5 protein-coding genes are annotated in these 11,213 nt (G+C 35.3%); 4 read left to right on the top strand and 1 reads right to left on the bottom strand.

Going from position 1 to position 11,213, the window contains the following annotated elements; genetic code table 11:
- Positions 1–169: 169 nt before the first annotated feature.
- Together gldJ and ACXX8U_RS01465 are read left to right on the top strand one after the other, a co-directional pair.
- Positions 170–1,846, top strand: coding sequence for a gliding motility lipoprotein GldJ (gldJ, locus tag ACXX8U_RS01470; protein ID WP_458564301.1), 1,677 nt, complete (start codon positions 170–172; stop codon positions 1,844–1,846).
- A gap of 65 nt (positions 1,847–1,911) precedes the next feature.
- Positions 1,912–3,198, top strand: coding sequence for a UDP-N-acetylmuramoyl-tripeptide--D-alanyl-D-alanine ligase (locus tag ACXX8U_RS01465; protein WP_458564300.1), 1,287 nt, complete (start codon positions 1,912–1,914; stop codon positions 3,196–3,198).
- A gap of 44 nt (positions 3,199–3,242) precedes the next feature.
- Here ACXX8U_RS01465 and ACXX8U_RS01460 read toward each other — a convergent pair whose 3' ends face one another.
- Positions 3,243–6,116, bottom strand: coding sequence for a triple tyrosine motif-containing protein (locus ACXX8U_RS01460; RefSeq protein WP_458564299.1), 2,874 nt, complete (start codon positions 6,114–6,116; stop codon positions 3,243–3,245).
- 299 nt (positions 6,117–6,415) lie between these two features.
- Between ACXX8U_RS01460 and ACXX8U_RS01455 the strand changes: the two genes are divergently transcribed.
- The gene (locus ACXX8U_RS01455; protein ID WP_458564298.1) at positions 6,416–9,526 is read left to right on the top strand and encodes a SusC/RagA family TonB-linked outer membrane protein; all 3,111 of its coding nucleotides are present in this window, start codon (positions 6,416–6,418) and stop codon (positions 9,524–9,526) included.
- Between the two features lie 13 nt (positions 9,527–9,539).
- Positions 9,540–11,048, top strand: coding sequence for a RagB/SusD family nutrient uptake outer membrane protein (locus tag ACXX8U_RS01450; protein ID WP_458564297.1), 1,509 nt, complete (start codon positions 9,540–9,542; stop codon positions 11,046–11,048).
- The last annotated feature ends 165 nt before the right edge of the window (positions 11,049–11,213 follow it).

Here is an 11,213-nt window from a genome sequence, read left to right as displayed (position 1 = left end):
GTAAAAATAAATCATTTCGTGCCATACTGAATAATAAATAGTATAAATTTGCGTTCTATTAGACAATTTAATGTTAAAATTAGATTGATAAATTTTTTAAAAAAAGTTAGATGCCAATTAATTGTTAATTATTATATTGCGGCATTAAAATTATTACCCCAAAAAGAGTATGAAAGCAAACAGAATTATGGGCTTACAGGCTTTACTTGCAATTATGTTGTTAGTAGGTTTTTCCAGTTGTAGTAAAAAATCCAGCTCAAAGAATACATCGAGAGCAACGGGTTGGAACATGGATAGTAGAAAAGGCTCTAGTAAAAAGAAGCAGGAAGCAGGACCAGGTTTGGTTTTTGTTGAAGGAGGAACCTTTACAATGGGTAAGGTACAAGATGACGTAATGCACGATTGGAACAATTCACCAACGCAGCAACACGTACAATCATTTTATATGGATGAAACAGAAGTTACCAATTCGATGTACTTAGATTACTTAGATTGGTTGAAAAGTGTTTATCCACCAACTGAAGAAAATTATAAAAACATCTACGAGGGAGCATCTCCAGATACCTTAGTATGGCGTAATAGATTAGGATACAATGAAACAATGACTAATAACTACTTGAGACACCCATCTTATGCGGAATATCCAGTAGTAGGTGTTAATTGGATTCAAGCTGTTGAATTTAGCAACTGGAGAACACAACGTGTAAACGAAGCTTTGTTAGAGAAAAACGGCTACCTAAAGAAAAATGCAAAAACTAAAGACGTAACTGCGGATAGTAACTTTGATACCGAAACGTATTTAGCTACACCAACTTCTGCTTACGGAGGAGACGAAACTATTGTATTGAAAAAAGGAGCAAGAAGAGCACCTGCTGGTAGAAATGGAACTGCCGCAGAACCTAAAAATGTTTATGCACAACGTTCTTCTGGAATCTTATTACCAGAATACCGTTTACCAACTGAAGCAGAATGGGAATATGCTGCAGCTGCTGATGTAGGGCAAAGAGAGTACAATATTTACAAAGGACAAAAGAAATATCCTTGGTCTGGAGGATACACTCGCTCAGGAAAAAGAATGAGCAAGGGAGATCAACTTGCAAACTTCAAACAAGGAAATGGTGATTACGGCGGAATTGCAGGATGGTCTGATGATGGCGCAGATATCACGAACGAAGTAAAAAAATATCCTGCTAACGACTTTGGATTGTATGATATGGCCGGAAACGTTGCAGAATGGGTACAAGATGTTTACAGACCGATTGTTGACAATGAAGCTAATGATTTTAACTACTTCAGAGGAAACCAGTACACAAAAAACAAAATTGGTGCTGACGGAAAAGTTGAAATTGTTACCAAAGCGAACATGAAATTCGATACGCTAAGTAATGGTAGAATTATCGCAAGAAACTTTCCTGGTCAAATTGCACAAGTACCTGTTGATGAACAAGAAACTTACTTGAGACAAAACTTTGACAAAAGTAACAACATCAATTACAGAGATGGTGACAAGCAGTCTACCCGTTATTACAATTTTGGAGAGTCAGAATCAGATGATGACAAAGCAAAATCAGACAAAAAAATGTATAATTCTCCTAAACACAATGTTACAACAGACAGTTTAGGTAAAATGGTTAGAAAATACGATCGCTCTAGCAAAAGAACAACGTTGATTAACGATGATTCAAGAGTATACAAAGGAGGATCTTGGAGAGATAGAGCGTATTGGTTAGATCCAGCTCAAAGAAGATATTTCCCTCAAGATATGGCAACAGACTACATTGGGTTTAGATGTGCTATGTCACGTGTAGGTCCAAAAGCAGACAAGAAAAGATCTGCTAGAAACTAAAAACAAAACATCATTTACCCACAAAAGCCCTTTGATTAGGGCTTTTGTTTTTATACGTTATTGCTATGGACATTAATCATTTGCACCAACTTTTTCTTGAATGCAGCTCAATATCAATTGACACTCGAAAAATTGAACCTAAATCTTTATTTGTAGCTATCAAAGGAGAACGGTTTGACGCTAACACTTTTGCAGAAGAGGCATTAATCAAAGGCGCATCATACGTTATTATTGACAATGCTAACTATTTTATTGATCACCGAACCATACTTGTAACGGATAGCTTAACCGCACTACAAGAGCTAGCTAAGTTTCATAGACAGTACTTGAAAATCCCTATATTGGCCCTTACTGGCAGTAACGGAAAGACAACTACGAAAGAACTCATTAATGTGGTGTTGTCAAAAAAATTCAATATTAAGGCCACGGTGGGCAACCTCAACAATCACATTGGCGTGCCTTTAACACTTCTTTCCTTTGACAAAACAACTGAAATAGGAATCGTTGAAATGGGTGCTAACCACCAAAAAGAAATCGAATTTTTGTGCGAAATTGCACAACCAGATTTTGGATATATTACTAATTTCGGAAAGGCACATTTAGAGGGATTTGGGGGAGTCGAAGGCGTAATTAAAGGTAAAAGCGAAATGTATGACTACCTTAAAAAAGCAACCAAGCTCGCATTTGTAAACTTAGAAGATAAAATTCAGATAGAAAAAACAAATTCAATAGAACGCTACACTTTTGGAGTTAACAAAAAAGAAGCAGATATAGATATCTCTGCAATTGAGGCAAAACCTCTTGTGAAAATAAACTATCATAACGTTGAAATACAATCGCAATTAATTGGGTTGTACAATGCTAACAATATTAATGCTGCCATTGCAATAGGAACATATTTTAAGGTCGCACTAACCGATATTAAAGATGCACTGGAGAACTATATTCCTGAAAACAACCGATCGCAATTGATGCAAATAGGAAGCAACAAGATTATCTTAGATGCCTACAACGCCAATCCAAGCAGTATGAAGGTTGCTATTGCTAATTTCATTCAGCTGCAAGACCTAAATAAGATATTAGTCTTAGGAGATATGTTTGAGCTTGGAGAAGAAAGTGCACAAGAGCACAAAATCATAGTAGAATCGTTGCAAAATGAACCAAACATCATTTGTTATTTTGTTGGAGCTGATTTTAAAGCGCAGCAAAAAGCACAATCAAATTTATTATTTTATGAAAGCTTTGATGACTTTGCCAAAGATTTAGCCAACATTACATTCGATAATAATTCAATCTTGATAAAAGGATCTCGCGGCATGGCACTCGAACGCACTACAGCCTACATCAAATAAAAACAAAGCCCTACTTATAATAATGTAATTAGGGCTTTGTTAATTTAAATACTCATAAGAAAACCAGTGAGATTTTCTTTTTTATTTAGCCCTAGCTTTTTACGAAGTCGATAACGGGCCAACTCTACTCCACCAGTAGAAATGTTCATGATTTCTGCAATTTCCTTTGTAGACATATTCATCAAAAGGTAGGTTGACAAATCCAACTCTCTCGGGCTAATTGTAGGATATTGTTCTTTCAATCGTTTCAAGAAATCAAAATGAACATTTTTAATGTGCTTTTCGAGATCCTTCCAACTTTTATCTGCATTTACTTCCTTTACAATACTTTTGTTTAATTTGGAGAACTGAAACTTTGTAGACTCATCAAAAGCATCTGCATTAATATCTTTTAATTTATGGATAATTCCATTCAAAATCTTATTCTTCTTTACAACCTGCAGTGAATTGTTAACCAACTCTTTATCCTTGGCTAAAATTTTGATCTTTAATTTATCATTTTTTAATTTCTCAATCTCTTTCTCTAAATCGTATTGCTCTTGTCTAATTTTAGCTTCACGTTCTAAATAAAGCCTACGTTGCTCTATAGTTTCATAGTATTTATTCTTTCTAATTTTAACCTGAATTCGTTTTCTAACAAAGAAAACACATCCCACTAACAGCAACATATAAAGTAGGTAAGCCAAAAAATGGCGGTACCAAGGCGGAGAAACTTCGAAACTAACTGTTACCTCTTCAGATTCAATTCCGTTACTGTTTCTCACCTTTAATTTCATGGTATAATTTCCTTCTTTTAAGTTGGTATATTCCTTAATAGAGGAATTCGACCAATTACTCCAGCGCTCATCAAACTCTTCTAATTTGTATGAAAATTCTACATTTTTTAAATTTTCATAGATCGGAGACGAGAATGTAAACCTCACTCGATTAGAACGAAACGGAATCGTAATTAATTCTGTGGTAGCACCTCCATTACCAAACAAAATAGTATCCTCTGGATATGAAAAACTACGAATAAAAGCCTGCGGTTTTTGCAATGCGTTATTTGCAATCGTAGCATCGTAATGGGCAAGACCATCAGTAAGACCAATTAAAATATCTGAGGGGTTTAACACATTTATAGACATATAATTAGACACTAAATTACCAGATAAATTACTAAATGCAGCCATTTCATTCTTATAACCACCACCATTTTGCTTGCGCAAAACACCTAAGGACTCTTTATAGAAATACCATACGTTTCCATATTTATCTTGGCTTAGTGCCGAAATTTGAGGTAAATATTGAAATATTTTAGAAATTTTGGTATCCTCATAAAATAAGGATTGTTCTTCAGAAAAGCGATAAAAGCGATTTTTATTTTGAAAATAAACTATTCCATTAAGCAATTGTACACTCCCAATACCTTTATTTGTAGCATTGAAATTAGAATAGAATTTAACTTTATGAAATTGAGTAAGATCAGAGTTAAAAGCCAATTGATACATCAAATTATCTTTTTTTAACCACAAATTATTCTGATCAATTTCAAAAGTATTAACAGATAAATCAAATCCTGAAATTGCATTTTTAAAACGGTATCCTGCTTCAGAATTTTCAAAAAGCGTGAACCCGCTGTAGGTTGAACCAACTAAATAATTGGGTTGATTGGGCACCGACTTAAAACCAAAATGACCCTTTTCGCTCAAAACCTTTATAACTTTTGCTCCAGAAATTAATAACGCACCTCTATTGTGCCCACAAATGAGTTGCCCATTTACCACTTGAATATTCCACGCTTGACCAGTAGTACCAGCAACAATTTTAAAATTTCCATCTCTAAAACTAGAATTCCAAGAGTGATAAAATAATCCCTGATTGGTAGCGACATATAAATTACCTTGGTGAATTACCGATGCATAAACTGTACTTAAATTATAACTGAAACCAAAAAATGAAAAAGGCGAATTCTCGTTTACAAATGCAATACCGTTATCTAATCCTAACCATAAATTATTCTTGTTATCAATAAATGAGGAAAGAACTGTGTTATTTTGCAATCCTTGTTGGTAATTGATGTGTTGGATAATTTTACCATTCAAATCACAAATTATAATTCCATCAAGAACAGAATTAAGGGCAATTGTGTTCTTACCCACCATAACACCACCAAGACAACTATTGCGAAGCATAAATTGATTGGCCTCCGTTTTCCAAGGACTTAGGGTTCCTTCACTGTATACAAACATTCCTTTATCCAAGGTACCAATAAGTAGTTGCTGGTTTGACAGAGGAAAAATACCCCATACTTCAGTAGAATTTAAAATTGTTGTCCCCTTTAACGGACGCAATTCTCCATTGACATATTCAAGTAAACCAGCTTCTTTATCTTGAAAAATCAATTGATTATTTACCACATAAGAAAATTGAAATCTGCTGACAGGATTTAAGATTTTTAGTTTTCCACTTTTATAAATGTAGGCTCTTGAAAAAGATTGAAAAATAACTTCGTCTTGATACAAGTGAATTTTCCATATAAAATCGATTGACTTAATACGACTAGATTCTAGTAATTTTGAAATTGAAAAATATTCCAATTTACCCTTTCTATTGGCTTTGTAATAACCAAACTCATCATAGCCTCCTACATAAATCAGCCCTAAAGAATCAATTCTGAGCGATCTAACAGCAACCGTATTTCGAAGTGCATACCTGCGCCAAGAGGCACCATCGTACTGCAATAATCCATTGTTGTTTGCAAAATACATATTTCCATTTGCATCCTGATCCATACACCAATTTTGAGTTCCGGCTCGATAATCTAACTTTTTATAATTTCTTACCTCTGGTAATCCTATATTTTTCACTTGACCAAAACAAGATATATATGCAGAAAAAAAGAAAAGAAGTAGAATAATATAATTTGGGAATTTCATTTTTTAAACTAAAATTTTTTAAAAAAACCTCACAAGAATTTTAAACACACAAAAAAAAGACATTTTTCCGTATAAACGATAAATGTAGTGGTTTTTAAATCATTTAACATCTTAATAAGAAAGCAAAATAAATTTTAAAATGTTTAAAATCAATATTTTAAAAAATTTTTGATGTGTTTTTGTAAAGTATTAAAATATACTTTGATGTGTTTTTGTAAGGATTACAAAAAAAGAATACAGAAAATTTTATGCTAGTATTGCATCAAATTACTAATTAATTAACCAAAATTTTTAGAAATATGAAATTTACAAAAGTGTTTATTTTTTGTCTCTTATCTATTCTTTTCACAGCGTTTGTACAAGCGCAGGAAACAAGCGTGAAAGGAAAAGTCGCTGACGAAACTGGTATGCCTATCCCAGGAGTAAGTATCCTTATTAAAGGAACTACAAAAGGTACTACAACCGATTTTGATGGACTTTATCAAATAACAGCTAACGCAAAAGCAACACTTGAGTTTAGCTATGTTGGCTACACAACCACAAGCCAAGTTATCAATGGAAGGCAAAACATTTCGATTAAATTACAACCAGCAACCGAAAACCTACAGGAAGTTGTGGTAGTAGGCTACGGCACTCAAAAGAAAAGTGTTGTTACCGGCGCGATATCTAGTGTAAAAGCAAAAGACTTAGAAAAAGTACCTAACGGAAGAATCGAGCAAGCTCTTCAGGGTCGTGTTTCTGGTGTTACTATTGCAGCAAGTTCAGGTCAGCCAGGATCTGGCAGCACAATCCGAGTTAGAGGTGTTACTACTTTTGGAGATGGAGGTAATAACCCACTTTGGGTAGTTGATGGTGTTGTGGTAGATGGAAATGGAATTGGGTTTTTAAACCAATCTGACATTGAATCTGTTGAAGTCTTAAAAGATGCCGCATCGGCAGCAATTTATGGAACTCGCGCCGCGACAGGAGTTATTTTAATTACGACTAAAAAAGGTAAAAATGGTAAAATTGCAGTAAGCTATACAGGGTTTTCTGGATTTTCATCACCTGAAAAAATGCTAAATCTGCTAAACGCAACACAATACGCGACTATATTAAACGAAAAGTCAACTGCAGCAGGTGGTTCGCCTGTGTTTGCCAATCCATCATCTTTAGGTGTGGGAACCGATTGGCAAAAAGCAATTTTCAATAAGTCAGCATTCCGTTACTCACATGAAGTAAGCCTTAGTGGCGGTAGCGAAAAATCAAACTTTTATGCTTCGTTTGGTATTCAAGACCAAGAAGGAATCGTTATGACCGAAATTTCGAATTTTTCAAAGAAAAACTTCCGACTAAATTCTACCCACAAAATATCTGACATATTTACGTTTGGACAAACACTTGGTTTTTCTAGACAAAAATCAACAGGCATTGGAAATACAAATAGTGAATTTGGAGGTCCTTTAAGTTCTGCTATCAACTTAGACCCAACTACACCATTAGTTGAAACAGATCCTACAAAAGCAAACCAAGCACCATACGCTGGAAATCCAGTTATTAGAGATGCTAACGGCAATCCTTATGGAATATCAAGTTTGGTTGGTCAAGAAATGACAAATCCATTAGCCTACGCAAAAACGAGATTAGGTAGTTTTTCAACGTCTGATGATATAGTTGGAAATGCCTATTTAGAAGCAGCTATTTCAAAACATATAAAAGTTAGATCTACGCTTGGAGCAAAATTATCAACTTGGGGCGGGCAAGGTTTTACTCCCGTATTTTATTTAAGTGCCACATCAAATGTGTTAAAAAACAATTACGCTAAAAGCGAAAACAAAAGCTTTGCTTGGAACGTGGAGAATATTGTTACTTACACCAACAAATTTGCAAAACACAACCTGACCGTATTATTAGGACAAGGTTCGTATGTTGATAATATTGGTGGCGGTTTAGGAGCTACTTTGTTTGGATTACCAATTTCTGATTACAGAGATGCTTCCTTCAATTTTGACATTCCACAATCAGACCGCACTAGCTACACCTACGATGCCACTGTGCATAAATTAACTTCGTTGTTTTCACGTGTGAATTATGATTATGATGAAAAATACCTTTTTACGGGTATTATTCGTAGAGACGGATCAAGCCGTTTTGGAGGCAATAATAAATTTGGTGTTTTCCCATCATTCAACTTAGGATGGGTTGTAACCAAGGAAGAATTCTGGAAAGAAAACAAATTTGTAAATACTTTTAAAATCCGTGGAGGTTATGGAATTGTTGGTAATGATGCTATTCCAGATTTTAGATACCTATCATTGGTTGAAGGAGGTTACAATTACTCTTTTGGAAACACAGGCGCAATTACTACAGGATATGCAAATCTTACTTTAGATAACCCTGATTTGAGATGGGAAGAAACTTCACAAGGCAACATCGGATTTGAGTCGAAATTATTAAACGATTTTACCTTAACTGTAGACATGTACAAAAAATCTACAAAAGGAATTTTAAGACCAATTAATATTCCTGGTTACGTTGGAGTTACAGCCAGTCCTGTGGGCAACGTTGCCGATATGGACAACAAAGGAATCGAGATTGAACTTGGATACAAAAAAAGCTTCGGAGATCTTAATTTTTCTGCAAATGGAAACATTGCTTATTTAGAAAACAGGGTGACTTTTGTAGCTTCTGACTCAAATTTTATAGGAGGAGATGCTTCATTCCAATCAATGGGACAAGTAACTAGAACTCAAGTAGGACAATCATACAATTCCTTCTTTGGGTTTAAAACTGCCGGTATTTTTCAAAACCAAGCCGAAATTGATGCTTACACCAATACCTCTGGCGGATTAATTCAGCCTAATGCACGCCCAGGAGATTTCCGTTGGGTTGATACCAACGGTAATGGCTCTATTGGCGATGACGACAGACAATTTTTAGGAACAAATATCCCAAAATACACCTACGGTTTGACTTTAAACTTTGATTATAAAAACTTCGACTTAATGATCTTTTCGCAAGGAGCAGCTGGAAATAAAATTTTCCAAGGTTTACGTCGTCTCGATGTAGGAAATGCCAACTACCAAACAAGCGCTTTGGGCAGATGGACAGGCGAAGGTACATCTAATACGTATCCACGTTTAACGAACAACGACAGCAACAACAACTTTGGAAGAATGTCTGACTTTTATCTTGAAAAAGGAGATTATTTGAGATTAAAGTTGATCCAATTAGGATACTCATTACCAACCAAAGCAATTAGCAAAATTGGAGCAAGTAAACTACGATTTTATGTAAATGCTGAAAACTTATTTACTATAACAAAATACACAGGTTACGATCCAGAAATTGGAGGTGGTGTATTTGGTATCGACAAAGGAATTTATCCGCAAGCAAGAACCTTCATGCTTGGAGCTAATGTACAATTCTAAAACATAAAAAATTATGAAAACTATCTTACTAAAAAATCTATTCGTAGCAACTGCAGTACTTTCAATGGTATCATGCTCAGAAGAATTTGTAGAAGTTACACCAAAAGGTTCCTTTTTATCTGAAAATTATTATGCCAATCAAGATCAAGCTACTGCTGCTCTTGTTGGTGTTTATGACCCGATTAGAAAAAATTCAAGCGGTTTCGAAAATATGATTGCGATGATGAATGCCGGATCTGATGATCATTTTGCAGGTGGCGGAGGACCAACTGATGGTGCTGGAATTCAAGGTTTCTCATCGCACTCCTTAACTCCAACTACCGTTCCGGGAAGTTTCTGGAACGACCACTACCAAGGAATTTTTAGAGCCAACACTCTACTTTTAAAAATTCCGGGAGTAGCAATGCCAGAAGAAGTTAAAGCGCGTTTCACGGGAGAGTCAAAAGCTTTGCGAGCAATTTACTACTTCAATTTGGTACGCTTATTTAAAAATATTCCTTTACTACTGGATCCGTTAACCGCTACAAATATGTACACGGTAGAGCAAGCAACACCACAAGCTGTTTACGAACAAATTGAAAAGGATTTGTTAGATGCTATTAACCTTTTACCAAATCGAGTTAATGTTGAAACTGAGTCTGGAAGATTGAACAAAGGCGCTGCACAAGCCATGTTAGGTAAAGTTTATTTATTTCAAGGTAAAAAAACAGAAGCAGCGGCAATACTAGCACAAGTAAACGGAACTCCTGGAACAACCAATCAATACGGAAACAGATTGCTAACTAAATTTAGTGATTTATGGGTAGTAGGAAACAAGTTTAACACAGAATCATTAATTGAAGTATCACATACTAGCGCGGGCAATTCAGATTGGGGTTTCTGGGGTTCAGGAAGAGACGAAGGAAATTCACTAAACGTTATGGTTGGACCAAGAAGTTATTCCAAAACCGTGGGATCTACGGCAGCAGATTTACCTTCGGGCTGGGCATTCAACCTAATCACACAAGATTTGTACGATGCGATAAAGAATGACCCGCGTTTTGAATCAACGATTTATGATTTAAAAGCTTTAAAAGCAGCGGGACAAGCAAATTATATTGGCGCATACCAAGACACAGGCTACTTTTTGAATAAATTTTTACCACGAAAAGAAGATGTACGAACTGGAGGTGGTGCTGCCGAACTAAATTACAAACAAAATAGCTACATCTTGCGTTTGGCCGACACGTATTTGATGGAAGCAGAAGCATTAGGATCAGGACCAAGAGCACAAGCATTACTTGACGCAGTTCGAAGTAGAGTTGGTCTACCATCAATTCCTGTTACTATTGACGCGATCAAGAATGAAAGAAGAATGGAATTGGCAGGAGAAGGACACCGCTTTTTTGACTTGGTTCGTTGGGGTGATGCTACTGCAAAATTAGGAAGCAGAGGTTTTAATGCCGGAGTAGACGAAATTTTTCCAATTCCCGAAAGAGAATTACAAGGAACAAAATTAAAACAAAATCCTGGCTACAATTAAGCACTGCTTTTGTTTCAAGCTAAATTAAGTCTAGAACAATTGTAACTCGTTCTAGACTTGGTTATAAAATAAAAGGCTAAAACGCTTTATAATACTGGTAATTAATAATTTGTATTTGATTTTTTTTGTTTAGTTAGCCCTTCATTAAGAGCTTTTAACTAATTT

The sequence above is a fragment of the Flavobacterium sp. GNP001 genome (assembly GCF_054343775.1).
Note: the sequence above shows the minus strand (reverse complement) of the source record. Positions and strands in the feature narration are given on the sequence as shown.